The following is a 25364-nucleotide window of genomic DNA, read 5'->3' on the forward strand; positions in this document are numbered from 1 at the left end:
AAAATTAATCAATTTTTCGTGCTTTTATTTCATGTAAAACTGATGATAATGCCACTCGTTCCTTCACAACATCTCCAATAATAATGATTGCTGGCGATGATAATTGGTTTTCTTCTACAACTTTCTCAATATTATTAATAGTTCCAAAACCAACTTTTTCATTTTTCGTTGTACCATTTTGAATAACTGCTACAGCCATCTCATGCTTGTTTTGGGACTTGAAAATTTCAACTATTTCACTCAATTTTCCCATTCCCATAAGAATGACAACGGTTGCCGTAGATTTTGCTGCCAAAACAACATCGTTTGACAACTGATGTGATTTTGTTGTGCCTGTTATTACCCAAAAACTTTCAGAAGCACCCCTCTTAGTTAAAGGAATACCTTGATATGCTGGAACAGCAAAGGATGAAGAAACACCAGGAACCACGTAAGTTTCAATATTAAATTGTCTTGCATAATCAATCTCTTCAGCTCCTCTTCCAAAAATAAATGGGTCGCCTCCTTTCAATCTAACCACATGACCATGGCTTTTTGCTCTACTTACAATTAGCTCATTAATTTGTTCTTGTTGATAAGCATAACAACCTTTACGCTTACCAACAAAAATAATTTCAGTTTCCTTTGAAGCATAATTAAGTAATTCTTCATTAATAAGCGCATCATACAAAATTACATCAGCCGATTCTATTGCTTTTATGGCTTTAAGAGTTATTAGCTCCACATCACCTGGTCCTGCGCCTACAACTGTTAACTTTGGAGTTTTAATATTGAATTCCATAATAAATAAGTTATTAAACTACTACTTAGTTAAGGCTTACTGGTTTGTTTTCCACATTTCTATATGCTTTTACATTCTCTAAAAACTGATTTGCATTTTCTATATAAGCTGACGCAAATTCTTTAGTTGGTTTAAACTCTCTAATTTGATAAACCAATTCTGAAAAAGTGGTGCCTAAATCTAATTTACCATTTGAAATAAAGACCTCATCAAACTGACTTATGATGCCTGCTTGTGTATTGGTACTAATATTTTCAGAAAGCAATAATGCTTTTGCGGAATTTATCATAGAACTATAAGCATGGTAAATAGCACCTGAAAACACGTTATCAGCAAACGATACCCTTGCATTTTCAATTTTTTCTTCGCTTTCTAAAAATAAGGTTGAAATCAAATCAATAACAACTCCTGCACACTCTCCTACACCAATTGCTTTTTCATATTTTTCATCAGTTCCCCAATCAATAAAATCTGCCTGAGTTAGATTTGTAACATCTTGAAGATCATTTAAAAGGTCATAAAAATAACGCTCTCCTGTAGCCTTATAATATTCTAAAAAGGATTTACCTTGAGCATTTGCTTCAAAATCATTTAATATGATTCGTAAAGCTTCTGGTCCTCTTCTACTTGGAATCTTTACTACTTTATCGGCAAATAATCCATTTCCATCACCCAAATTTCCACCACCTAATAGCACCTGCAATGCTGGTGCGACCAATTTATCTGGTGTACGAACCGACATGCCTTGAAAACCAATATTGGCCATGGTATGTTGCCCGCAAGCATTCATACAACCACTAATTTTTATGACTAGATCTTTGTTCTCTAAGTACTGTGGATACTCTGTTTTTATTACACGCTCTAATTCGGCCGCAATTCCTGTACTGCTAGCAATACCTAAATTACAGGTATCTGTTCCCGGGCAGGCTGTTATATCAACCGCTTTATTATATCCTGCTTCTGCAAAACCAAGTTTATCTAATTCTGTATAAAAAAACGGCACTAATTCTTCTTTAACAAATGGAATTAATATGTTTTGACGAAGTGATAAACGTATTTCACCTGTAGCATATTTTTCAACCAAATTGGCCAATAATCTTGCTTTATCTGTATAAAAATCTCCTAAAAGCACTTTAACACCAATAGCTACATAACCTTCTTGTTTTTGAGGGACAAGGTTTGTGGATTTCCAAATTTCAAAAGCCTTTTTATCTTTTATCTCAACTATTGGAGCTTCAACCGAAACTGGTTTTGAAGATTTATATGATTCAAAATCAATAGGCACCGATTTAAACTCTATGGCGTTTTGCTCTTCTTCAACTAAAGCCTTAAAAGCATCTAATTCTATGTCTTTAATTAAGAATTTCATCCTAGCTTTGGCTCTACTTTTACGCTCGCCATGGCGGTCAAAAATTCTTAAAACGCCTTCCATTACTGGAATAATTTTGTCTGTAGGCAAGAAACTATATAGCTCATCGGCATGACGTGGTTGAGACCCTAATCCCCCACCAAGCATTACTTTAAATCCGCGAACACCATTTTCAATTTTAGCGATAAATCCTAAATCATGCATGTATGAAAGTCCTGTATCTTCGTCAGATGATGAGAAAGACACTTTAAACTTTCGTCCCATTTCCTGACAAATAGGATTTCTTAAAAAGAATTTAAAAACGGCATCTGCATAAGGTGACACATCAAAAGGTTCATTGATATCAATGCCTGCCGTTTCTGAAGCTGTTACATTTCTTACAGTATTTCCGCAAGCTTCTCTAAGGGTTACATCATCTTTTTCTAAGTCAGCCCAAAGTTGTGGCGTTCTGTTTAAATCAACATGATGAATTTGGATGTCTTGTCGCGTTGTAATATGCAAACGACCTCGAGAATATTCATCTGAAACATCTGCGATTCTTCGTAATTGATTGCTTAATACTTTTCCGTAAGGCAGTTTAATACGAATCATTTGAACGCCTTCTTGACGTTGGCCATAAACACCGCGCGCCAAACGAAGACTTCTAAATTTTTCTTCATCAATCTTGCCCGTATTGAACAGCTCAATCTTTTTAGCTAATTCAATAATATCCTTTTCGACAATAGGATTCTCTATTTCCGTTCTAAAACTTTGCATTACGTACCTGACCTTACCTTACAGTAAGAATTTTTTAATTATTTTTTATTGAATAAACCCTGCTCCAACAGTGTTATTTGTTTGTGTATCAATTAAAATAAATGAACCGTTTGTTCTATGATTTTTAAATTGATCATAAAAAATAGGTTTATTTAATTTGAACGTTACCTGTGCAATGTCATTAACATTTAACCCAGTAACATCGGTTTCAATTCCAGAATAATCTGGATTTATTTTATGATGAATCTTATCAACTTTAGCCAACACTTTATTAACCCCATGCTGCACAATATATTTACCACCTGTTGTTAATTGTGATGCACACATCCAACAAATATTGGCTGTAAATTGCTTGTCTATAGTAGGCAAATCACCATCTTTTACAATCATATCACCACGACTTACATTGATATCATTCTCTAATGTAATGGTTACAGAACTACGTCTTGAGGCTGTTTGAAATTTTTCGTTATAGAAATAAATTTCTTTTATTTTAGATTTTGTTTTTGATGGTAAAACAACAACATCATCTCCAACACTTAATTCTCCTCCATATACTTTTCCTGCATAACCTCTAAAATCATGAAACTCTTCTGTTTTTGGGCGAATAACATATTGCACAGGAAATCTAGGAGTACCAACATTAAAAATGTCTTTTTTATCTAATTCCTCTAAATGCTCCAATAAACTTTGTCCTGTGTACCAAGGCATCTTGTTGGATCTATTTACAACATTATCTCCCTTTAAAGCACTTACCGGAATAAAAGTTATTTTTTGATCTTGATAATCTCTCTTACTCATCAATTCAACAAAATCTGCTTTGATTTTATTGTAAACCTCTTCTGAGTAATCAACCAAGTCCATTTTATTAATGGTCACAACCACATCTTTTATTCTCAATAAATTATTGATAAAAAAATGACGGTTGGTTTGCTCAATCACACCTTTTCTTGCATCAATTAAAATAACGGATGCTTGTGATGTTGATGCTCCGGTTACCATGTTTCTTGTGTATTCTACATGACCAGGCGTATCGGCAATGATGTAACTTTTTTTAGCAGTTGAAAAATATATGTGTGCCACATCAATAGTTATTCCCTGTTCTCTTTCTGCTACTAAACCATCTGTTGCCAATGAAAAATCCAAGTAGTCATATCCTTTTTGTTTACTTGTTTTTTCAATAGCTTCTAACTTATCTGTAGTTAATGATTTTGTATCGTAAAGTATTCTACCAATCAAGGTGCTTTTCCCATCATCTACACTTCCTGCTGTTGCAATTTTTAATACTTCCATATTATATCTTATTGGCTTTATTTTAAAAATATCCTTGTTGTTTACGTTTTTCCATAGCGGCATCAGAACGTTTATCATCAATTCTGGCTCCTCTTTCAGAAATAGTTGAATCTCTGATTTCTCTTACTACACTTGCAATATCTGTCGCTTCTGAAAATACCGCTGCAGTACAACTCATATCTCCAACGGTTCTGAATCTAACCATACGCTCTAGCACTTCTTCATCGTCTTCCTGATATACAAATTCTGAATGTGACCAAATAAGACCATCACGTAAAAAGACTTTTCTTTTGTGAGCAAAATAAATTGATGGAATTTCTATATTTTCTTTTTCTATATATGACCAAACATCTAATTCTGTCCAGTTTGAAATTGGAAACACACGTACATTTTGACCGTGGTGAATTTGCCCATTTAACATATCGAACAATTCCGGACGCTGGTTTTTTTCATCCCACTGACCAAAATCATCACGAACAGAAAAAATACGCTCTTTAGCCCTAGCTTTTTCCTCATCGCGTCTTGCTCCACCTATACAGGCATCAAACTTAAATTCTTCAATAGCGTCTAAAAGCGTTGTTGTTTGTAATGAGTTTCTACTTGAATATTTTCCAGATTCTTCTTTTACTTTACCTTCATCAATAGAATCCTGGACATGTCTAACTATTAATTCCAACCCTAATTCCTCAACCAATTTGTCTCTAAACTCTATAGTTTCAGGAAAGTTGTGACCTGTATCAATATGCATTAAAGGAAATGGTACTTTGGCTGGATAAAACGCTTTTACGGCAAGTCTTACCAAAGTAATGGAATCTTTTCCTCCTGAAAACAACAACACAGGTTTTTCAAATTGTGCAGCTACTTCTCTCATTATATAAATAGCTTCATTTTCAAGCGAATTTATATGGTATGTATCTTTCTTCATTTTACTCTTTTATCAATTTTCTTAAGCATGTAAACCACACTCTCTATTCTCTAATGCTTTTGTTGGGTCGAAATATTTAAATTCGTTAGGTAAATTATTTTCTTCTAAATAGGCATCTAAATCAGAATCACTCCAATAATAAAATGGACTTACTTTTAAAACACCATCTTTACTTACACTAAAAATTCCAATACTATCTCTAAAGGCTGTTTGACCTTGACGTAAGTTTGTGAACCAAACTTTTGGTTTATGGAATTCCATTGCTCGTCTAAAAGGTTCTAGTTTAACTTGCTCTGTAAACAACTTGTGTTCTGGAGCATCAATACTTGGTATACCCATAACGACATCTCTGTGTGCTGCTGTCTGTTTAGGTACATACAGAAATACGTTTAATTTTAAATCTTCAATAACTTTTTCGGCATGTCTATATGTTTGTGGTGTATTATAACCTGTATCACACCAAACCACAGCAATATTTGGTTTAAACGTATTAACTGCGTGTAAAATTGCAGCTTCATAAGGTCTGAAGTTAGTTGTAACAACCGCTTCATTGCTAATCTCAAAAGCTTTTTTAATTATTTCAGAAGGCTTTGCTTCTTTAAATAGTCTATTTAATTCGTTTATTTGCTCTTGTGTCATCATATTATTTCCTCCTACTTTCCCCATTTAATTGAATTCCAAATACGTTCGTGAAAAAAATACAGAACCATTTTTGTAACTAATTCTACCGAACCTATTGAAAAAGCCAATTCTAATTTACCAGTTACTATCCATGATATTAAAATAGTATCTAAAGTTCCTACTATTCTCCAGCTTATGGATTTAGCAATACTTCTAAATGGTTTCTCTTTAACAACGTCTTCTTTATATGTAGATTTCTCTTTTTGTATAGAATCTGTTAACACTTGTGTAATCATTTTAAAATTGATTTATATTATTCCTATCGATTTAATAGGAATTACAAAAGTAAAACTTTTTATAACATACCAAACATTATTAATAATTTTTTAGGATAATGAAATTTTTTAAGAAAAATGGAAGAATATAAAAAGAAAAGTCGCATTATATTGTGAAATTTTCATCCTTAGAGGTCTTACATATGTCAGCTAAAGTGTTATTTCTAAAAACATTCAAGGTGCTATCCCTAACTTGAATCATTAATTTGTGTACACTACAAGTAATCTCATCTGGACAGTCATCACACTTTTCATAGAAATTTAAACTCACACATGGCACTAACGCAATAGGGCCTTCTAGAACCCTCATAACATCTGCCATTAAAATATCAGAAGGTTTTTTTATAAGATAGTATCCTCCATGTTTTCCTTTCTTTGACCCTAAACAACCTGATTTTCTTAAAGTCAACAAAATACTTTCTAAAAATTTTTGTGGTATGTTTTCATTAAGGGCTATTTCACCTACTTGAACAGGTGTGTTTCCTTCTTGTCTTGCAAGATAAGTAAGTGCCTTTAAGCCGTATTTTGTTTTTTTAGATAGCATTGTGCTAATATAATCAATTTAAAGCTTGCTCCAAATCCTGAATAATATCATCTACATGTTCCAAACCAACTGAAATTCTAACTAAACCATCTGTAATACTAACTTCCAATCTATCAGCTTCCGACAATTTACTATGGGTTGTTGATGCTGGATGGGTTACTATACTTCTGGTGTCGCCTAAATTTGCTGATAATGAACACATTTTTATGGCGTTTAAAAATTTTCTTCCGGCTTCAATACCACCTTTAACTTCAAAAGCAACAATATTTCCTCCAAGCTTCATTTGCTTTTTAGCCACTTCATATTGAGGATGAGATTTTAAAAATGGGTATTTTACCCAATTCACATTTGGATGAGATTCTAAAAACTCAGCTACTTTTAAAGCGTTTTCACAATGTTTATCGACTCTTACTGAAAGTGTTTCCAAGCTTTTTGATAAAACCCAGGCATTAAAAGGTGATAAAGCAGGCCCAGTATTTCTTGAAAACAAATAAATTTCTCTAATTAAATCTGCTCTACCAACAGTTACACCACCTAAAACACGACCTTGTCCGTCAATCAATTTGGTTGCCGAATGGATAACCAAATGTGCACCATGTTTTATTGGCTGTTGTAAATATGGTGTTGCAAAGCAATTATCTATTACTAAAAGTAAATTATGCTTTTTAGCAATATTTCCCAACAACTCTAAATCAATAATATCAATTGCAGGATTCGTTGGCGATTCGGCATAAAGAATTTTTGTTTTAGGCGTGATAAAACTTTCAATAGTTTCAGGCTTATTGATATCAAAATAACTTGTTGAAATATTCCACTTAGGAAGATAATTTACAAACAACGCATGTGTAGAACCAAAAACAGAACGTGCAGATACAATATGATCGCCACTATTTAGCAATGCGGCAAACGTTGAAAACACGGCCGCCATTCCGGTAGCAAAAGCATATCCGCTTTCTGCACCTTCCATTTTACAAATTTTCTCTACAAATTCAGTCGTGTTAGGATTTGAAAAACGACTATAAATATTACGTTCCTTTTCTTCAGTAAAAGAAGCACGCATATCTTCGGCATCTTCAAAAACAAAACTTGATGTTAAATATAATGGGCTTGAATGTTCTAAAAATTTGGTACGCTCTAATTGGGTACGAATAGCTTCCGTTTCGAAATTTTTTATTTCCTCATCCATGTTTTTTCTTTTTTGTCACGAATTCACGAATAATTTCAATTAATATAATTCGTGTATTGGTGGCTTATTTTATTTTTTAACTAAAAAGGTCTCGACTGCGCTCGACCAGACAATTAATTTATATGTTTTGACAACCTTAAAATATCTCCAAAAACTCCTCTTGCAGTTACCTCTGCTCCTGCTCCTGCTCCTTGTATCACAATAGGTTGCTCGCCATAAGATTCTGTAAATATTTCAAAAATTGCATCAGATCCTTTGATATGTCCTAAGGTACTATCTTCAGGAATTGATACTAATTTTACCTCTAAGTTTCCTTTATCTTTTGATAAATCTCCTGATAAATCACCAATATATCTTAACACATGTCCTGGTTTTTGAGCTTGTTTTAAAGCTTCAAATTCTTCATCCAAAACATTTAATTGTTTTAAAAATTCTGACACAGAAATATTTTGATACGCTTCTGGAATTAAGTTTTGAACTGAAACATCTTCAAATTCATTTTGCAAATCTAATTCTCTTGCTAAAATTAACAATTTTCTAGCAACATCATTTCCTGAAAAATCTTCTCTTGGATCTGGTTCGGTAAATCCTTTATAAATGGTCTCTTGTATGATTTCGCTAAATGGTTTGTCTTGAACTGAAAAATTATTGAACAAATAACTCAATGTACCTGAAAAAACACCTCGAATTCTGGTAATATTTTCACCTGATTCATGTAACAACTTAATAGTATCTATCAATGGCAATCCTGCGCCAACAGTAGTTTCGTATAAATATTGCTTGTTATTTTCTTTTAACTGAATACGTAAATCTGAATAAAATTCATGTGAAATAGTATTGGCAATCTTGTTTGATGACACCAAATCAAATCCGGCTTCTACTAAAGAGATATAGTTTTTATAAAAACTTGAACTCGCTGTATTGTCAACGGCAATTAAATTTTCTAAATGATGTGTTTTCGCAAAGGTTATGACATCTTGAATAGAACCATCTATTGTTGATGCCTGTATATCTTTTTTCCAGTTTTTATCAACTCCTTTTTTGTTTAAAAGCATTTTTCTTGAATTAGAAATAGCAAACACGTTTAAGTTGATGCCTTTTCGTTTTTCAATCTCGTCTTTAGATTTCAAAATCTGATTTATAAGTGCGCCTCCAACTAATCCGTGACCAAAAATGGCAATATTGATTTTCTTGGAAATCCCAAAAATCTCACCATGAATTACGTTCATAGCTTTGTGCAACTGGCTCTTTTTAACAACCAAACTTACGTTTCTTCCTGTAACAGTATTATTGAACAATAAAGGAGTAATTTGGTTTTTAATAAGAGCATTAAATGGTTTATGAAATGAGCTTAACTCAATCCCAATAATTGAAATAACAGAAACATCATCAACCACACCAATTTTGTTAACGTCTTGGGAATAAAAATCTCTTTCAAATTCTCGCTCTAAAGCAATAACAGCTTGGGTAGCTTGTTTTGCATTAATAATTAAACCAATACCTCTTTCTGATGAGCCTTGAGAAATAATACTAACACTAATATTATAATTTGCCAACGCACCAAATATTCTGGCATCAACGCCGCTTTTTCCTAATAAACCACGCCCTTCTAAATTCAATAAAGCCACATTATCTAAAACCGATAAGGATGTTACTTCCTTTGAATTTGGCTTAGCGGTTATTAATGTACCTTCATCATCTGGATTAAACGTATTTAAAATACGAAGGCTGATATTTTTTTCAACCAAAGGAATAATCGTTTTTGCATGTAAAACATTTGTGCCAAAATTAGCAAGCTCGTTGGCTTCACTAAAAGACAGCTCTCTAATTTTTTGAGCGTCTTCAACAAAATCCGGATTAGCTGTATAAATACCATTTACATGGGTGTAGTTTTGCAACTCTTCGGCATCTAAATAATTTGCCAAAAGTGCCGCTGTGTAGTTGCTTCCGTTTCTGCCAAGTGTTGTGGTTTCATTTTTTGAGTTTGAAGCGATAAAACCAGCAGCTACATATACAACATCACTTCCGTGCTTTTTATAAAAATTCTTAACGTTGTCTTTTGATAATTGTAAAATTGGCTGCGCATTTCCAAAATTTCCATCGGTTTTAATTAATTCTCTTGAATCTACAGCTACAGTTTTAATTCCTTTCTTATTTAATACATCAGCAATTAACTTTACTGAAAGCAATTCTCCTTGTGCTAAAACCTCATCTTTGGTTTTTCCACTGTAATCACCCAACAAACTTACCCCTTCAAACAGTTTATCCAAAACTGAAAATTCTTTAGAAAAATCAATGTCCTTTGATGGTTCTAACTGATACGCTTTAAATTCTTCTAGGTCTTCCTTATATGGTTTTCCTTTTAAAGCCTTATTTAAAATGGATTCTAAATCATCTGTAGCAGAATCTCTTGCCGATACAACAACTGTAATTTTTTCTCCTTCATTAACCTTATTTTCAATAATTGAAATAACGGTATTCAATCCTTTACCATTTGCTAAAGATTTTCCTCCAAACTTTAATACTTTCATTCTTCTTTTTTTAGAATTTGGCACAAAAATGCCTTCTATTATTTTCTCTAATTGTTCGTATTCCATTAAAAATGCATCATGTCCATGTACAGAATGGATTTCGTTATAAGTTACATTTGGGTTTGAAACCGCCAACTGTTTATGGGTTTGCCTGTTTTCTTCAGCCGTAAAAAACAAATCGGAGTCAACACCTATAATATGAATATTACAATGAATATTCTCTAAGACATTAAAGTCTGTAGGTCTGTTTTTAGTGACATCAATACTTTTTAAAAGTTGATTCATTAATTTATAGGCTGATAACTGAAAACGCTCTTGCAATTTTTTACCATGATGCAACAACCAGCTTTCAACATTGAAAATTTCTGAATCGATGTTTTTTGAACGCTGAAAACGTTCATTAAAAGATTCTGGTGTTCTGTAACATAACATAGCATGCATTCTTGCATCGTGCACCGGATTTTTTGAATTCAACAAGAATTGCTCTTGTATTTGACAATTAGCAATTAGCCAATCAGTAGATTTCCAATCGGTAGCTACAGGAACCAAATGCTCTGTAATATCTGGATTTAAAACAGCCATTTCCCAAGCAATACCGCCACCTAAAGAACCCCCAATAATTGCAAAAAGCTTTTTGATTTTTAATTCATCTAAACCAATTAAAAATAATTTAGCTATATCTCTGGCCACAAAATCTTTGTAGTTTTCAATAACAAAACTATCAAAACCATTTCCGGGGATATTAAATGCTAAAATGGTGTATTGTTTTGTGTCTATAACTTTATCGTCACCAATCAAGTCCTTCCACCAGCCGTCATCACCTGCTACATTACTATTTCCTGTTAAAGCGTGGTTTACTAAAACTACAGGGGCAGAACCTAATTCTTTTCCGAATAACTGATAACTCAGTTTTATTTCAGAAATCAGTACGTTACTTTCTGTAATGTAATCTTTGACAATAATATGTTGCAATGTTTTTTTCAAAATGGATTATTTTAATTTAAATTTTACTAAAAGCTTCTTTTAAATCAGCTTTTAAATCCTCAATATCTTCTATACCAACACTCAATCTAATTAAATCTTTAGTGGTTCCTGTAGATTCCTGTTCAGCATCACTTAACTGTTGGTGTGTTGTACTTGCAGGATGTATGATTAGCGATTTTGTATCTCCAATATTTGCCAATAAAGAGAATAATTTGGAATTATCTGCAATTGATTTTGCTGCTTCGTAACCACCTTTTGCCCCAAAGGTAATTATTCCGCTTTGCCCTTTTGGCAAATATTTATTAGCCAAAGCCTTATATTTACTTGATTCTAAACCTGGATAGTTTACCCAAGCCACTTCATCTTGTTGTTCAAGCCATTTTGCAAGTTCTAAAGCATTTTCACTGTGCTGCTTTATTCTTACAGGTAATGTTTCCAATCCTTGAATTATTTGAAAAGCATTAAACGGACTTAATGCACCACCAAAATCTCTTAAACCTTCTAAAATAAGCTTAAATGTATAAGCGGCAGCTCCTAAAGTTTCATGATAAACTAAGCCATGATAACCCGCTGAAGGTTCTGTAAATTCGGGAAATTTTCCATTTGCCCAATTAAAAGTTCCGGCATCAATAATGGCTCCGCCTAAAGAATTTCCTTGTCCGCCAATATATTTTGTTAACGAATGGATTACAATATTTGCACCATGTTTTATAGGATTTAGAAGTGCTGGTGTTGCTACCGTGTTATCTACAATAAAAGGGACACCTGCGTTCTTAGAATATTCTGCAATAGCTTCTAAATCTAACACATCTAATTTTGGGTTTCCTAAAGATTCAACAAAGAATGCCCTTGTGTTGTCTTGTACTGCTTTTGCAAAATTATCTGGTTTATCCGCATCAACAAATGTAGTAGTGATACCTAATCTTGGCAACGTTACTTTTAATAAATTATAGGTTCCGCCATACAAACTGCTGGAAGCAACTATGTGGTCTCCAGCTTTTAAAAGAGTTAACAATCCTGTTGAAATGGCCGCCGTTCCTGAAGCAAAAACTACTGCTCCAATTCCGCCTTCTATGGAAGCTAAACGCTGTTGCAAAATATCGTTTGTAGGATTATTTAACCGAGTATAAATAAACCCCAGCTCTTTTAATGAAAATAAGTTTGCCGCATGTTCTGTATTATTAAAAACATACGACGTTGTTTGATAAATTGGAACCGCTCTTGTTCCTCCATTTGCAGATACATCATGTCCTGCATGCAATGCATTAGTAGCGAATTTTTGTGTACTCATTTTTCTAATTTTTTTTTGAGTTAATAAATAATTAAACCAAAAGTCAAATGCATCAAATTTTTGATGTACTTAATAGAAAAATGTTAAAAAGAAATTATCGAAATTAAATAAAGTAATTTCGTTTGGTTATCTATCTAAATCTGTTAATAAATAAACAGCTTAAGTAGAATTTAGCACCTTCTTTACGAATAAAGGGTTGCTAAGGCTTCACTGGGTCTAATCCCTCCGCCTTTCTTGATAACATTTCAATAAGTTATTGAACTTTGTGAGTGCAAATATTCAGTTAGAAATATTTAAAATCCTAATTTTTTTGAAAAAAATTAATAAAAAGCTTATTTCCTTGCTAAACTGGCTTCAAATTTATCTTTAATAATGACGCTTATTGGTTTTGATTCTATTTTAGATTCTAACCATGAAATAATATCTAAATACAAGAATGCCCTGTTTTGATATGGGTCATCTTCATATTGTTTTAATTTTTGATGAAGTTTAATAAATTCTCCTCTAACTTCATTTGGATAAATGTCGCCTAAACCTCTTAAAAACTTAATAAATTCTTTTTGCACTTCATATAAATCTTCCATCTTAATTAAAAACTTAAAAGTACTTTTTATGAGGGTTTCCAAGTTATAATCTAAACCAGCCTCATAATGTGCAACAAGATTTAAAATTCTAGCAAAACACAATAAATCCTCCCTCATTTCAAGAGATTTATTGTCTATTATTTTTTCTAAAAAGAAAATACATTTTTTGTTTTCTCCTGCTCCAAAATAAAGGCTTGCAATTTTATAATAAAACACCATGATGTGATGCTCATCAATTCTGTCCTGATAATTTTTTAAATTATCTAAAACCTTATCTACCATAGGCAAGCCTTCTTTAAAGCTACCTTCAATAAAATGTAAATTGAATTTATTATTGTAAATATATAAGAATGCCAGCCCCTCTAAATTATCATCGACCGGAAACCAACTTTCCTTGGTTACAGATTCTAATCTTTGAAGTGATTCTTTGAATTTTTCGTAATGCCTTAAATAATATAATGACTCTAACAAATAATGATTCCCTTTAAGAAAAAATACAGGATTTAAAACAATTTGATCTTTATTATCATAAAATAAAGTCACCCATTTGGCTGAATATTTATAACATAATAAAAAATCTTGAGTTAAAAAACTATACCACAAATGTGCTTTGAAAAACCACAATTTTTCTCTAAAACCCAATGTATTAATGTCACATTTGGGCATTCTGTCATTAAAGTACTTTGTAACTCTTTTATTCTCTTTATCATTTTTTACATAACCTGTTTTGAGAAATAAACCGTATAATTGAAGTGATAAATTAGACAATTTACTGGCCAAAACATTTTGTTGACTTAGCTCTTTTGCTTGAATGGTTAATTCATCAGCCCTACTACTTATGCTTCTAGTAATATACTGAGATTCAATAACTTTTTCAAGCTCTACAATTTCATAAGCAATATTTTTTTCTTCATTGGCAATGGCTAAACCTTTAGCTTTATCTAATATTCTTAAACTTTGCTTGTATAATCCTTTATGATATAAAATTGTGGCAAAATCTAATTGCTCACGTATTTGAATTCTTATGTTTTGATGTGACGGATTTAACCTTAAGGAAATAAGAATTTGCTTATATAAATGCGCCTTTAAATTTGATAATTGTTGTTTCTTAACAATTCCTTTTTTAAGAATTGCTGTTTCGTCATAAAACGGAAGCTTTTCAAGTATATTAAAAAGGGTTAAAAATTTTGAGTCTTCATTAACGCCTAATCTTCCTACATAAAGCTTAAACTGCCTTTTTTCTGATTTTGACAGTGATTTTATTAACACAAACAAATTATCTTTTTGCTCTTTTGTCATAGTTGCAAAACTAGTATTAAATAACTGAAAAACAATATTTTAAATCAATTAAACATAGGTTAAACATCGTAATTAAAACATGATGAATTCTACATTTCCGAAACCAAAATATACATTCGTATTACAATAAGAAAATTTATTTTAATAAATGTTAGATAAGAACGTACAAATTTTTGATACAACGTTAAGAGATGGAGAGCAAGTTCCTGGCTGTAAATTAAATACAGAGCAGAAATTAGTGATTGCTGAACAACTTGATTTTTTAGGTGTTGATATCATTGAAGCTGGTTTTCCTGTATCTAGTCCTGGTGATTTTAAATCGGTAGAAGCAATTTCAAAATTAATTAAACACGCAACAGTATGTGGACTTACAAGATCTGTTCAAAATGATATAAAAGTAGCCGCTGAAGCATTAAAATATGCTAAAAGAGCAAGAATTCATACCGGTATTGGAACTTCTGATTCGCATATTAAATTTAAGTTTAAATCCAATCGTGAAGACATTTTAAAACGTGCTTTTGAAGCCGTTAGGTATGCAAAATCCTTTGTTGAAGATGTTGAATTTTATGCAGAAGATGCAGGAAGAACGGATAATGAATTTTTAGCAAGAGTTTGCGAAACAGTCATTAAAGCCGGTGCAACTGTGCTTAATATTCCAGACACAACGGGGTATTGTTTACCACACGAATATGGTGCTAAAATTAAATATTTAAGAGAAAACGTAACAGGTATTGATAAAGCCATTTTATCTTGCCATTGCCACAACGATTTAGGTTTAGCAACGGCAAACTCCATTGAAGGTGTTATCAATGGTGCGCGACAAATTGAGTGCACTATTAATGGAATTGGTGAACGTGCAGGAAATACAGCTCTTGAAGAAGTGGTAATGATTTTAAAACAACATCCTTACCTTAATTTAGATACTAATATTAAAACAGAAATGCTATATGGTATTAGTCAATTAGTGTCTGATAGTATGGGTATTTACACACAACCAAACAAAGCCATTGTTGGTGCTAATGCATTTGCCCATAGTTCTGGAATTCATCAAGATGGCGTGATAAAAAATCGCGAAACTTATGAGATTATAGATCCAAAAGATGTTGGTGTAACAGAATCGTCCATTGTGCTTACTGCAAGAAGTGGAAGAGCGGCATTGGCTTACAGAGCAAAAAACATTGGTTATGAATTAACCAAATTACAGTTAGATGAGATTTATTCTAACTTTTTAGATTTTGCTGACAAAAAGAAAGAAATAGATGATTCTGATATTCATCAAATTATAGAATCAAGCAGAGTTTATAAAGAAATTATTTCAGCATAAAAATATTTTAAAGTAAATGAAATTACATATAGCTGTTTTACCAGGTGATGGAATTGGTCCAGAAGTTATAGCACAAGCTGTAAAGGTTTTGAAAGCCATAGCAATGGAATTTGGCCACATATTTACTTTTGAATATGGTTTAATTGGCGGTGTAGCTATTTCTAAAACAGGAGTTGCTTTACCAAACGAAACAATTAATTTATGTAAAAATGCAGATACCGTTTTATTTGGCGCTATTGGAGAACATAAATACAATTTTGATCCTACTGCAAAAGTAAGACCAGAGCAAGGTCTTTTAAATTTGAGAAAAGAACTTGATTTATTTGCAAATATAAGACCAGTAGTAGCTTATGAAGACCTTTTAGAAAAATCCTCACTTAAGAAAAAATTCATAAAAGATGCTGATATTGTTATTTACAGAGAACTAACAAGTGGTATTTATTTTGGTGAAAAAACATTGAGTGATGATGGTAACACTGCATCTGATATTTGCAGATACACCCGATTTGAAATAGAACGCATATCACATTTAGCATTTAAAGCAGCTCGATCAAGAAAACGAAAAATCACTTTAGTTGACAAAGCTAATGTTCTTGAAAGTTCCAGACTTTGGCGTAAAGTAATACTAGAACTTGCTCCACAATATCCAGATGTAACTTTAGACTTTTTGTACATTGATAATGCAGCAAAACAATTGGTGGTTAACCCTAGACAGTTTGATGTTATTTTAACAGAAAATATGTTTGGTGATATTCTTTCTGAAGAAGCCAGTGTTATTGTAGGTTCTATTGGCTTATTGGCATCGGCTTCCTTGGGCCAAAAATATTCTATGTTTGAACCAATTCATGGTGCTTATTCAAAAGCTACAGACAAAGGTATTGCAAACCCAATAGCATCTATTTTATCAGCCGCCATGCTACTTGAACATTTTGGATTATTAGAAGAAGCGGCCTTAGTAAGAAGAGCCATTGATAAATCTTTAAACCTTCATATAACCACTCCAGATTTAAACACTAAATATGACAATATTTCAACAAGTAAGGTTGGTGATTTTATTGAAGATTTTATTAATAACCCAGAAGAAACAAACTTAAACTTTACAAACATACATTTAGGACAGTCCACAATCATTTAAATATTTGAGTTAGTCACACAAACCAATAAATATTATGGATTATAAAAGAGCATTTAAATAATGCTCTTTTTTTGTTTACTACTTAACCATTAATCTTCCTGATTTTGAAGCTATAATACTTATAATTAATATTTGAATAGCATGAAACAGCATAAGAGGTAATAAAATAATACCAATAGTTGCCATATTACCAAACAAAATAGCTGAAAAAACAGTGCCGTGTACCAATGATTTTTTTGTGCCACAAAACTGTGTAGTAATTTGGTCTTCTTTGTTAAAATTTAATTTTTTAGCAACATATCCTGTTAGAGTAAATACAATAAAAAACAAAAATAATACAGCTGTAAAAAAGAACAACAAATCTGATAATGAAACCGAGCTAAATATATGCTCATCAAAAGATTCAGAAAAACTCCTATAAATAATCAATAATATAACGGACTTATCAAATAAAGTAATTTTACTGCTATGCTCATTGGCTAATTTTCCTAAATAACGTTGTAAAATAATACCAAAAACAACTGGCAAAATAATTTGTACAATAAGCTTTATGTAAATTTCAGTAAAATCAAAATCTGTTTGTGCACTATGTACAAACAAACCCATCCAAAGTGGTGTAACAACAATGCCTATAATTCCAGAAATACTTGCATTAAATATCGCAGCAGGAATATTGCCTTTTGCGATAGAAACCATAACAACTGATGATGATACCGTAGATGGTAATGCTGCTAAAAAAAAGAAAGCCAGCCACAAGATTTCTTGTTCTTGTGTTTGTATTAATGGGTGAAATGCTAAAACAATAAGGGGGAAAATTAAAAACGTAGTTGCTTGAACTAATACATGTAATTTCCAGTTTTTAAGTCCTGCTTTTAACTTATCGGGACTCAATTTAAGTCCATAAAAAAAGAAAATTAAAGAAATTCCCAAAGTACTGATAGTCTTTAGGGGAATTTGACTTTCTTTTGAACCCCAATGAGGAAAGAGATAAGCAACTCCTATTACTACAATTATAAATAGAACAAACTTATCAATCTTTATTTTCATAATTATAAATATAGAAATCCTTAACTAGGAAACTTTGCTTTGATTTTATCTAAACACAAATTATGGATGCTCCCAACATGTGTGTGCTTTTTAGATGTATCCGGAACGTAGGTTCCATCTTGCACTTGTCCGCCAATTTTCTGGTAGGCTTCTCTAAATGTCTGTCCTTCAACAACTAATGTATTAATATTATCAACCGTAAACAGGTATTTATACAAATCGTTGTGCACATCAATATCTTTTACAATGATTTGTTGAATTGAGTAATTGAAAATATCCAGAATGTCTTTAACTTCCTCAAAAGCAGCAATCATGTTTTCTTTTAACAACTGAAAATCTCTGTGATAACCACTTGGTAAGTTATTGGTTATTAAAATCATTTCAGTCTGTAACGCCTGTATTTTATTGCATTTACCACGTATTAATTCGAACACGTCTGGATTCTTTTTATGTGGCATAATGCTACTACCAGTCGTCAATTCATCAGGAAATGAAATAAATCCAAAATTCTGACTCATATATAAACAGGTATCCATAGCAAAACGTGCCATGGTGTTACACAAACCTCCTAATGCGGCCGCAATAGTACGCTCATTTTTACCGCGCCCCATTTGTGCTGCCACTACGTTGTATTTCAACGTTTCAAAACCCATTTCTTTAGTCGTAAACTCTCTATCTATTGGGAATGAGCTACCGTAACCTGCTGCAGAACCCAACGGATTTTGATCGACTGTTTTGATGGCTGCATTTATTAAATACACATCGTCAATCATTAATTCAGCATAGGCAGAAAACCATAACCCAAAAGATGATGGCATAGCTACTTGTAAATGGGTGTAACCTGGTAAAACTTTGTTTTTATGTGTTTCGGCTAGATCCAAAAGCGTATTGAAAAACGTTTGGGTTTTTTCTTTTACCAACTCTAAATTCTCTTTGTAATATAAATGAAGGGCTACTAAAACTTGGTCGTTTCTAGAACGTGCCGTATGGATTTTTTTACCGACGTCTCCCAAGGTCTTAGTTAATTCGAACTCTATTTTAGAATGTACATCTTCAAATTGTGAATCAATCACAAAAGTGCCATTATCAATTTGGTTCTCTAATTTTTTTAATCCGCCTAATAACTCAATTAACTCATTGGTAGTTAATATACCTGTTTTTTGTAGCATTTTGGCATGAGCTCTAGATGCAATAACATCGTATTTTGCTATATGAACATCAATTTCCCTATCGTTTCCAACAGTAAATTGTTCTATTTTTTTATCGATTGATATGCCTTTGTCCCAGAGTTTCATGAGTAATGATTTTTATTTATGTCTCCTCGAGCGCAGTCGAGAGGTTTTAAGTTTATTAGGTCTCGACTGCGCTCGACCTGACAATTTCATATTATTATTATAAGATTCCTGCTTTCGCAATAAAGACAGAACTGTTAAACAATTACGCGATTTAACAATTCTATATATATTTTTATTCCTTCTTCAATTTCATGCAAATGAATAAATTCGTCCGCTGAATGAGAGCGTGGACTATCGCCAGGTCCTAATTTTAAAGAAGGACAAGACAACCACGCTTGGTCTGATAAAGTTGGTGATCCATATGTGGTTCTTCCTAAAGCTATTCCTGCTTTCACCAATGGATGCTCTACTGGAATTGATGATGAATTTAGATGTAAGCTACGTGGTATGATACTATCACAAGGTGCGTTTTTTTGTAAAAATTCGGCTATTTCTGCATTGGTATATTTATCGTTTACACGTACATCGATAACCATTTCTACATCGGCTGGCACCACATTATGTTGCTTACCTGCATTGATTTGAGTGACGGTTAATTTTACATCTCCTAAGGCTTTCGAAGTCTTTTCAAACTTTAAATCCTTAAACCATTGCAAGGTTTCAATGGTTTTATAAATAGGATTATCATCATTGGGATGTGCTGCATGACTTGCCGTTCCTTTTACTTTAGCATCAAAAACCACCAGACCTTTTTCGGCAACTGCTAAATTCATCAACGTTGGTTCACCAACAATGGCAACATCAATCTTTGGAATGATTTTCAGCATACTGTTCAACCCATTTGGTCCACTACTTTCTTCTTCCGCAGAAGCGACCAAAATCAAATTATTTTTTAAATCCTTATGATTATAAAAATGGGTAAACGTTGCTATTAACGACACCAAGCAACCACCAGCATCGTTACTGCCTAAACCAAACAACTTACCATCTTCAACGATGGCTTTAAATGGGTCTTTAGTGTAAGCTGTATTGGGTTTTACAGTATCGTGATGCGAATTAAGTAATAAGTTTGGCTTGCTTTCGTCAAAATGTTTATTAACAGCCCAAACGTTATTAAGTGTTCTTTTATATGCTATTTGATATTTTTTTAACCAAGCTTCAATATGAGATGCTGTTTGATCTTCTTCAGAAGAAAAAGAAGGAGTTTCTATTAATTGCTTTAACAGCCCTATCGCATCATTGGTTAATTCTTGTATCGCCATATTATAAAGTTATTCTTGTAAAATTATCATTCTCTTGGGTTAACATATTTGTGTTTCCCATATTTATAGTTTTTACGCCATGGTTTAAAGCATCAAAACAGTTTTCTAGCTTAGGAAGCATACCATCTGCAATAATTCCTTGCTCCAAAAGTTCTGAATACAACTTAGAATCAATATGTTTTATAACTGAATTTTTGTCATTAATATCCTTTAAAACACCATTCAATTCGAAACAATAGTAAATAGATGTTTCATATAAATGGCTCATACCAACAGCCAATTGCGAAGTAATAGTATCTGCATTGGTGTTTAATAATTGTCCGTTACCATCGTGTGTAATCGCACAAAAAACAGGTGTAAAACCTGCTTGGATTAATTTATCTATAGACTTGTATGCTACTTTTTTGACATCGCCCACAAAGCCAAAATCTACTTCTTTTACAGGTCGCTTATCTGAAGTGATACTATTAGCATCAGCTCCAGTTAATCCAATGGCGTCAATTTTTAAAGCCTGTAATTGGGCTACGATATTTTTATTGACTAAACCACCATAAACCATGGTAATCACTTCCAAAGTTTCTGCATCGGTAACACGTCGGCCATTTATCATTTTAGATTCAATACCCAATTTAGAAGCAATAGCTGTAGCTCGTTTACCACCACCATGCACTAAAATTTTATTTCCTTCTAAATTACCAAACAGCTTTAAAAATGCTTTTAAAAAGGTATCATCTTCGATAATATTACCTCCTATTTTTACTATGGATAGCTTTTCTTTAAGCATTTTCTAATATTTTTTTCAACACCAATTGAGCTGCGTAGGTTCTGTTATTGGCTTGTTGAATAACCAAAGAACTATCACTATCTAAAACGGCATCTTCAACAATAAGATTTCGTCTTACAGGCAAACAATGCAAAAACTTGGCATTACCTAATTTTTCTTTGGTAATCATCCAATTAGGGTCAGTGTTCTCAACTTTTCCGTAATTCTCATAAGAACTCCAGTTTTTAACATAAACAAAATCTGCATCTTTAAAGGCTTCTTCTTGGTTATGAATTATTGGTGTGTTTCCTGTTATTTCAGGATTTAAATTATAACCTTCCGGATTAGTAATAACAAACTCCACATCCATTTTTTGCATAGCTTGAGTAAAACTATTGGCTACGGCATGTGGCAACGCTTTAACATGTGGTGCCCAACTTAAAACTACTTTAGGTTTTAAAACTTTTGCATGCTCTGAAATGGTAATGGCATCTGTTAACGCTTGAAGCGGATGACCAGTAGCACTTTCCATATTTACAATGGGCACAGAGGCATATTTTACAAAGGCATTCATGACCTGTTCGCTTTCATCTTTCTCTTTATCAGTTAAAGATGGAAAAGCTCTTACTGCAATAATATCACAATATTGGGACACAACAGCTGCCGCTTCTTTGATGTGCTCTGCGGTATTACCATTCATGATCGTTCCATCTCCAAATTCAATACCCCAAGCATCACCCGAAACATTCATAACTATAGGATCCATTCCTAAATTTAACGCTGCTTTTTGTGTGCTTAAACGTGTACGCAAACTGGAATTAAAAAACAACAACCCTAAAGTTTTATGCTTTCCTAATGCAATATGCTTTAACGGATTTGCCTTTAAAGCTTTTGCTTCCTCAATCCAAGAATGGATGTTATCTATATCGTGTATGGAGGTGTAATTCTTCATTTTTAGTCTTATTTTATTTTAGTAAACGGCACTTTATCATTGAATGCATTCATTATAAAATTATCTTCCAGTCCGTTTACAATCCATGTTTCTATATTAGCTTTTTTTGCCACTAAAATAGCATCTACTTTTGATTGCATACCGCCTGTGCCATGTGATGATTTTGAACTCACAACTTCATCTTCCAAATGCTTGAAATCTTCTACCAATTTAATGGTTTTTGGAATACCATTTTCCATGGATTCTTTGGTATAGATTCCATTAGTATTTGTTGCAATAATAAACAAATCGGCATTTAAAAGTGATGCTGTTAAAGCTCCTAATTTATCGTTATCACCAAATTTAATCTCATCGGTAGCAACCGTGTCATTTTCATTAATGATAGGAATGTAATTATTATTAACAAGTACATTGATTGTGTTAACTATATTGGTCTTGCTTTGTTCCTTTTCAAAATCAGAATACGATAACAAACATTGTGATGTCAATAAACCATACTCTCTAAATATCTCCTGATAAATCCGAATTAAATGCGGCTGACCAATAGATGCCAAGGCTTGTTTAACATTAATATCTTTTCCTTTGCTTTCCAGTTTTACAAACTGTTTAGCAACTGCAATAGCGCCAGAACTTACAATTATAAACTCACACGTATCCTGTAAATGTGCTATTTGACTAGCTAAATCTTCAATCTTCCCTCTAGAAATATTATCTGTTTCTTTGGTTAGCGTATTAGAGCCTATTTTAAGCAGTATTCTTTTCTTCTTTTGCATACTTTATCGTATTTGTCCATTACCGTGGATGTACCATTTATTAGTCACCAAATGCTGCAAACCAATAGGTCCGCGTTGGTGCAACTTATCTGTACTTATAGCCAATTCTCCTCCTAATCCTAATTGTCCACCATCTGTAAATCGTGTTGAAGCGTTATGATATACCGCAGCCGTATCTACATTTTCCATAAACGATTTAGCAACTTCATTATCTGTAGTTATTATGGATGAAGAATGACCGCCTGAGTATTTATTTATCATAGCAATAGCATCTTCATTGGATTCTATTTCGGCCATGGCTATTTTATAATCTAAAAATTCTTGATACCAAATATCGTCTGATTCAATAGCTTCAATGCCTTCAAATTTTGAAATAGAATCATCACCTAAAATCTGCACCTTAAATTCTTTCAGTTTTGAAATCAATGCTTTTATAAAAGATTCTTTATTTGGAAGATTTGTATCAATCAACACTTTGTCTAATGCGTTACAAGCTGAAATTTTTGTTGTTTTGGCATTTATAATTACGCTTAAAGCAAGGTCTAAATCTGCCTCTTTATGTACATAAACAAAATTATTACCACGACCACTAATAATAACCGGACAAGTAGCATGTTCCTTTACAAAAGCAATTAAACGCTCACCACCACGAGGCACAATCAAATCTACTTTTTGGGTTGGTTTTTCTAAAAAGGTTTGGGTTTCTTTTCTGTTGAATTGCAAATATTCTACCCATTCTGTTGATGCGCCTTGACTTTTTAATGCATGATGCCACAAATCAACAATTTTTAGATTTGATTTTAAAGATTCCTTTCCTCCTTTTAATAGAATTTTATTCCCCGATTTAAAGGCAATACCTGCCGCCTCAACAGTTACATCTGGACGCGATTCATATATAATCAAAACCGTTCCAAACGAAGCCGTTTTATTATAAACTTGCATCCCATTATCATGCTTAAAACTGAAACGCTCCACTCCAACAGGGTCATCTTGAGATGCTAAATGTGTAGCAGACTTAATCATTTCATCTATCTTAGAATCATCCACTTTTAGACGGTCGTACATAGAAATATCATCACCATCATAAGCCTCTAAATCTGCTTCATTGATTTTAATAATAGCATCTCTTTCTTGTTCCAAAAGCTCTGCCATTTTAAGTAATACTTCGTTTCTTGTCTCAATTGATAATAGGGTATTCATTTTGTTGTTTTTTAGTCAATCAAATTGACAATTCAAAAAGCCTTATTCTTTATAATGCCTTTTTTAATGTTTCAAAAAATTGATCAACATGTTCTTTTTTGATTGTTAACGGTGGTAATATTCTTATTAATTTTTTATTTGAAGCACCTCCAGTAAAAATATGATACTCATAAATAAGTTTCTTTCTTAATTCACCTACCTCAAAATCGAATTCCAAACCTAGCATCAAACCTTTCCCTTTAATATTTTTTATCTGTGGAATGGTTTTCGCTTTCGAAATAAAATACTCCGAAATTTCATTGACATTATCAATGAGTTTTTCCTCTTCAATGGTGTTTAAAACCGCTAAACCAGCTGCACATGCAAGGTGATTTCCACCGAATGTGGTTCCTAGCATTCCATATTTTGCTTCTATACTTGGATGGATCAAAATCCCTCCAATAGGGAACCCGTTACCCATACCTTTTGCTATCGAAATAACATCTGGTGTTACCTTGTAATGTTGGAACGCAAAGAATTTTCCTGAACGTCCGTAACCCGCTTGCACTTCATCTGCAATAAAATAGGTATTGTTTGCTTTACAAAGTGCATCTACTTGTTCAAAAAAATCAGCAGTTCCTTGATCTAAACCTCCAACTCCTTGAATAAATTCAACAATAACGGCACAAACATCGCCTTTTTCCAATTCATTTTTTACACCTTCAATATCATTCAAAGCTAAAAAAGTGACTTTTTGTTGTGCATTGATTGGCGCCACTATATTGGCATTATCGGTGGCAGCAACGGCTGCCGATGTACGTCCGTGAAATGAATTGTTAAAAGCTATAACCCTAGATTTCCCTGTTTTAAAAGACGCTAATTTTAAAGCGTTCTCATTAGCTTCAGCACCTGAATTACATAAAAACAATTCATACCCTTTACAACCTGAAAGTGTTTCAATTTTATCGGCTAACTCAACTTGTAACGGATTTTGAATGGCATTGGAGTAAAACCCAAGTTTTGATACTTGATTAGTAACGGCTTTAACATAATTGGGGTGTGAATGCCCAATGGAAATTACAGCATGACCGCCGTAAAGGTCTAAATATTCTGTTCCTGCATCGTCATAAACGTGCATATCTTTTCCAGATACTGGAGTGACATTGTATAATGGATAAACGTCAAATAATGGCAT

21 protein-coding genes and 1 riboswitch are annotated in these 25364 nt (G+C 32.8%); of the genes, 2 read left to right on the plus strand and 19 right to left on the minus strand.

Annotation, left to right across the window (positions count from 1 at the left end; all coding sequences use genetic code 11):
• Nucleotides 1-4: 4 nt before the first annotated feature.
• From cobA to V8G69_RS05845, 11 genes are all read right to left on the minus strand, one after another.
• On the minus strand, nucleotides 5-781 hold the full coding sequence (gene cobA / locus V8G69_RS05795; RefSeq protein WP_394880878.1) for a uroporphyrinogen-III C-methyltransferase: 777 nt from the start codon (nucleotides 779-781) through the stop codon (nucleotides 5-7).
• Between the two features lie 25 nt (nucleotides 782-806).
• Nucleotides 807-2906: a HEPN domain-containing protein gene (locus V8G69_RS05800; RefSeq protein WP_394880879.1), complete on the minus strand. Its 2100-nt coding sequence runs from the start codon at nucleotides 2904-2906 to the stop codon at nucleotides 807-809.
• 45 nt (nucleotides 2907-2951) lie between these two features.
• On the minus strand, nucleotides 2952-4199 hold the full coding sequence (locus V8G69_RS05805; RefSeq protein ID WP_394880880.1) for a sulfate adenylyltransferase subunit 1: 1248 nt from the start codon (nucleotides 4197-4199) through the stop codon (nucleotides 2952-2954).
• A gap of 22 nt (nucleotides 4200-4221) precedes the next feature.
• Nucleotides 4222-5124, minus strand: a complete 903-nt coding sequence (gene cysD / locus V8G69_RS05810) for a sulfate adenylyltransferase subunit CysD (RefSeq protein WP_394880881.1) — start codon at nucleotides 5122-5124, stop codon at nucleotides 4222-4224.
• A gap of 21 nt (nucleotides 5125-5145) precedes the next feature.
• Nucleotides 5146-5766 (minus strand): phosphoadenosine phosphosulfate reductase family protein, encoded by a 621-nt coding sequence (locus V8G69_RS05815; protein WP_394881193.1) that lies wholly within the window; start codon nucleotides 5764-5766, stop codon nucleotides 5146-5148.
• A gap of 11 nt (nucleotides 5767-5777) precedes the next feature.
• The gene (locus tag V8G69_RS05820; RefSeq protein WP_394880882.1) at nucleotides 5778-6041 is read right to left on the minus strand and encodes a DUF2061 domain-containing protein; all 264 of its coding nucleotides are present in this window, start codon (nucleotides 6039-6041) and stop codon (nucleotides 5778-5780) included.
• A 145-nt stretch (nucleotides 6042-6186) separates the two neighbouring features.
• Nucleotides 6187-6624 (minus strand): RrF2 family transcriptional regulator, encoded by a 438-nt coding sequence (locus V8G69_RS05825; RefSeq protein ID WP_394880883.1) that lies wholly within the window; start codon nucleotides 6622-6624, stop codon nucleotides 6187-6189.
• 13 nt (nucleotides 6625-6637) lie between these two features.
• On the minus strand, nucleotides 6638-7810 hold the full coding sequence (locus V8G69_RS05830; protein ID WP_394880884.1) for a trans-sulfuration enzyme family protein: 1173 nt from the start codon (nucleotides 7808-7810) through the stop codon (nucleotides 6638-6640).
• Nucleotides 7811-7923: 113 nt separating this feature from the next.
• Nucleotides 7924-11325 (minus strand): bifunctional aspartate kinase/homoserine dehydrogenase I, encoded by a 3402-nt coding sequence (gene thrA, locus V8G69_RS05835; RefSeq protein WP_394880885.1) that lies wholly within the window; start codon nucleotides 11323-11325, stop codon nucleotides 7924-7926.
• Nucleotides 11326-11341: 16 nt separating this feature from the next.
• Nucleotides 11342-12616: an O-acetylhomoserine aminocarboxypropyltransferase/cysteine synthase family protein gene (locus V8G69_RS05840; protein WP_394880886.1), complete on the minus strand. Its 1275-nt coding sequence runs from the start codon at nucleotides 12614-12616 to the stop codon at nucleotides 11342-11344.
• Between the two features lie 123 nt (nucleotides 12617-12739).
• Nucleotides 12740-12860, minus strand: a riboswitch (SAM riboswitch).
• An 88-nt stretch (nucleotides 12861-12948) separates the two neighbouring features.
• Complete coding sequence (locus V8G69_RS05845; protein ID WP_394880887.1) at nucleotides 12949-14499, minus strand: hypothetical protein; 1551 nt, start codon at nucleotides 14497-14499, stop codon at nucleotides 12949-12951.
• Between the two features lie 148 nt (nucleotides 14500-14647).
• Between V8G69_RS05845 and V8G69_RS05850 the strand changes: the two genes are divergently transcribed.
• Together V8G69_RS05850 and leuB are read left to right on the plus strand one after the other, a co-directional pair.
• Nucleotides 14648-15823, plus strand: a complete 1176-nt coding sequence (locus tag V8G69_RS05850) for a 2-isopropylmalate synthase (protein ID WP_394880888.1) — start codon at nucleotides 14648-14650, stop codon at nucleotides 15821-15823.
• A 16-nt stretch (nucleotides 15824-15839) separates the two neighbouring features.
• On the plus strand, nucleotides 15840-16958 hold the full coding sequence (gene leuB / locus V8G69_RS05855) for a 3-isopropylmalate dehydrogenase (RefSeq protein ID WP_394880889.1): 1119 nt from the start codon (nucleotides 15840-15842) through the stop codon (nucleotides 16956-16958).
• 78 nt (nucleotides 16959-17036) lie between these two features.
• Here the strand turns inward: leuB and V8G69_RS05860 are convergent, their stop codons facing one another.
• The 8 genes from V8G69_RS05860 to V8G69_RS05895 form a co-directional block, all read right to left on the minus strand.
• Nucleotides 17037-18005 (minus strand): bile acid:sodium symporter family protein, encoded by a 969-nt coding sequence (locus V8G69_RS05860; RefSeq protein ID WP_394880890.1) that lies wholly within the window; start codon nucleotides 18003-18005, stop codon nucleotides 17037-17039.
• 20 nt (nucleotides 18006-18025) lie between these two features.
• The gene (gene argH, locus V8G69_RS05865) at nucleotides 18026-19300 is read right to left on the minus strand and encodes an argininosuccinate lyase (RefSeq protein WP_394880892.1); all 1275 of its coding nucleotides are present in this window, start codon (nucleotides 19298-19300) and stop codon (nucleotides 18026-18028) included.
• Nucleotides 19301-19434: 134 nt separating this feature from the next.
• Nucleotides 19435-20502 (minus strand): M20 family metallo-hydrolase, encoded by a 1068-nt coding sequence (locus tag V8G69_RS05870; RefSeq protein WP_394880893.1) that lies wholly within the window; start codon nucleotides 20500-20502, stop codon nucleotides 19435-19437.
• Between the two features lies 1 nt (nucleotide 20503).
• Complete coding sequence (gene argB, locus V8G69_RS05875) at nucleotides 20504-21286, minus strand: acetylglutamate kinase (RefSeq protein ID WP_394880894.1); 783 nt, start codon at nucleotides 21284-21286, stop codon at nucleotides 20504-20506.
• Entirely contained in the window at nucleotides 21279-22217 is a 939-nt protein-coding gene (locus V8G69_RS05880; protein ID WP_394880895.1) for an acetylornithine carbamoyltransferase, read from the minus strand. The genes argB and V8G69_RS05880 overlap by 8 nt, the downstream gene beginning before the upstream one ends.
• A gap of 8 nt (nucleotides 22218-22225) precedes the next feature.
• The gene (gene proB, locus V8G69_RS05885) at nucleotides 22226-22990 is read right to left on the minus strand and encodes a glutamate 5-kinase (RefSeq protein WP_394880896.1); all 765 of its coding nucleotides are present in this window, start codon (nucleotides 22988-22990) and stop codon (nucleotides 22226-22228) included.
• Between the two features lie 3 nt (nucleotides 22991-22993).
• Nucleotides 22994-24190, minus strand: a complete 1197-nt coding sequence (locus V8G69_RS05890; RefSeq protein WP_394880897.1) for a glutamate-5-semialdehyde dehydrogenase — start codon at nucleotides 24188-24190, stop codon at nucleotides 22994-22996.
• A gap of 49 nt (nucleotides 24191-24239) precedes the next feature.
• A complete protein-coding gene (locus tag V8G69_RS05895; RefSeq protein ID WP_394880898.1) occupies nucleotides 24240-25364 on the minus strand; it encodes an aspartate aminotransferase family protein in 1125 nt (374 codons plus the stop codon).

Source organism: Gaetbulibacter sp. M235 (assembly GCF_043876835.1).
Taxonomy (GTDB): domain Bacteria; phylum Bacteroidota; class Bacteroidia; order Flavobacteriales; family Flavobacteriaceae; genus Yeosuana.

Excerpts from the sequence above, each read along its gene's own strand:
- V8G69_RS05820 (WP_394880882.1), bottom strand. The coding sequence starts at position 6,041 with ATGATTACACAAGTGTTAACAGATTCTATACAAAAAGAGAAATCTACA.
- cobA (WP_394880878.1), bottom strand. The coding sequence starts at position 781 with ATGGAATTCAATATTAAAACTCCAAAGTTAACAGTTGTAGGCGCAGGA.
- argB (WP_394880894.1), bottom strand. The coding sequence starts at position 21,286 with ATGCTTAAAGAAAAGCTATCCATAGTAAAAATAGGAGGTAATATTATC.
- V8G69_RS05830 (WP_394880884.1), bottom strand. The coding sequence starts at position 7,810 with ATGGATGAGGAAATAAAAAATTTCGAAACGGAAGCTATTCGTACCCAA.
- leuB (WP_394880889.1), top strand. The coding sequence starts at position 15,840 with ATGAAATTACATATAGCTGTTTTACCAGGTGATGGAATTGGTCCAGAA.
- argH (WP_394880892.1), bottom strand. The coding sequence starts at position 19,300 with ATGAAACTCTGGGACAAAGGCATATCAATCGATAAAAAAATAGAACAA.
- V8G69_RS05850 (WP_394880888.1), top strand. The coding sequence starts at position 14,648 with ATGTTAGATAAGAACGTACAAATTTTTGATACAACGTTAAGAGATGGA.
- V8G69_RS05870 (WP_394880893.1), bottom strand. The coding sequence starts at position 20,502 with ATGGCGATACAAGAATTAACCAATGATGCGATAGGGCTGTTAAAGCAA.
- V8G69_RS05840 (WP_394880886.1), bottom strand. The coding sequence starts at position 12,616 with ATGAGTACACAAAAATTCGCTACTAATGCATTGCATGCAGGACATGAT.
- V8G69_RS05895 (WP_394880898.1), bottom strand. The coding sequence starts at position 25,364 with ATGCCATTATTTGACGTTTATCCATTATACAATGTCACTCCAGTATCT.
- V8G69_RS05880 (WP_394880895.1), bottom strand. The coding sequence starts at position 22,217 with ATGAAGAATTACACCTCCATACACGATATAGATAACATCCATTCTTGG.
- proB (WP_394880896.1), bottom strand. The coding sequence starts at position 22,990 with ATGCAAAAGAAGAAAAGAATACTGCTTAAAATAGGCTCTAATACGCTA.
- V8G69_RS05800 (WP_394880879.1), bottom strand. The coding sequence starts at position 2,906 with ATGCAAAGTTTTAGAACGGAAATAGAGAATCCTATTGTCGAAAAGGAT.
- cysD (WP_394880881.1), bottom strand. The coding sequence starts at position 5,124 with ATGAAGAAAGATACATACCATATAAATTCGCTTGAAAATGAAGCTATT.
- V8G69_RS05845 (WP_394880887.1), bottom strand. The coding sequence starts at position 14,499 with ATGACAAAAGAGCAAAAAGATAATTTGTTTGTGTTAATAAAATCACTG.
- V8G69_RS05815 (WP_394881193.1), bottom strand. The coding sequence starts at position 5,766 with ATGATGACACAAGAGCAAATAAACGAATTAAATAGACTATTTAAAGAA.
- V8G69_RS05860 (WP_394880890.1), bottom strand. The coding sequence starts at position 18,005 with ATGAAAATAAAGATTGATAAGTTTGTTCTATTTATAATTGTAGTAATA.
- V8G69_RS05805 (WP_394880880.1), bottom strand. The coding sequence starts at position 4,199 with ATGGAAGTATTAAAAATTGCAACAGCAGGAAGTGTAGATGATGGGAAA.
- V8G69_RS05890 (WP_394880897.1), bottom strand. The coding sequence starts at position 24,190 with ATGAATACCCTATTATCAATTGAGACAAGAAACGAAGTATTACTTAAA.
- V8G69_RS05825 (WP_394880883.1), bottom strand. The coding sequence starts at position 6,624 with ATGCTATCTAAAAAAACAAAATACGGCTTAAAGGCACTTACTTATCTT.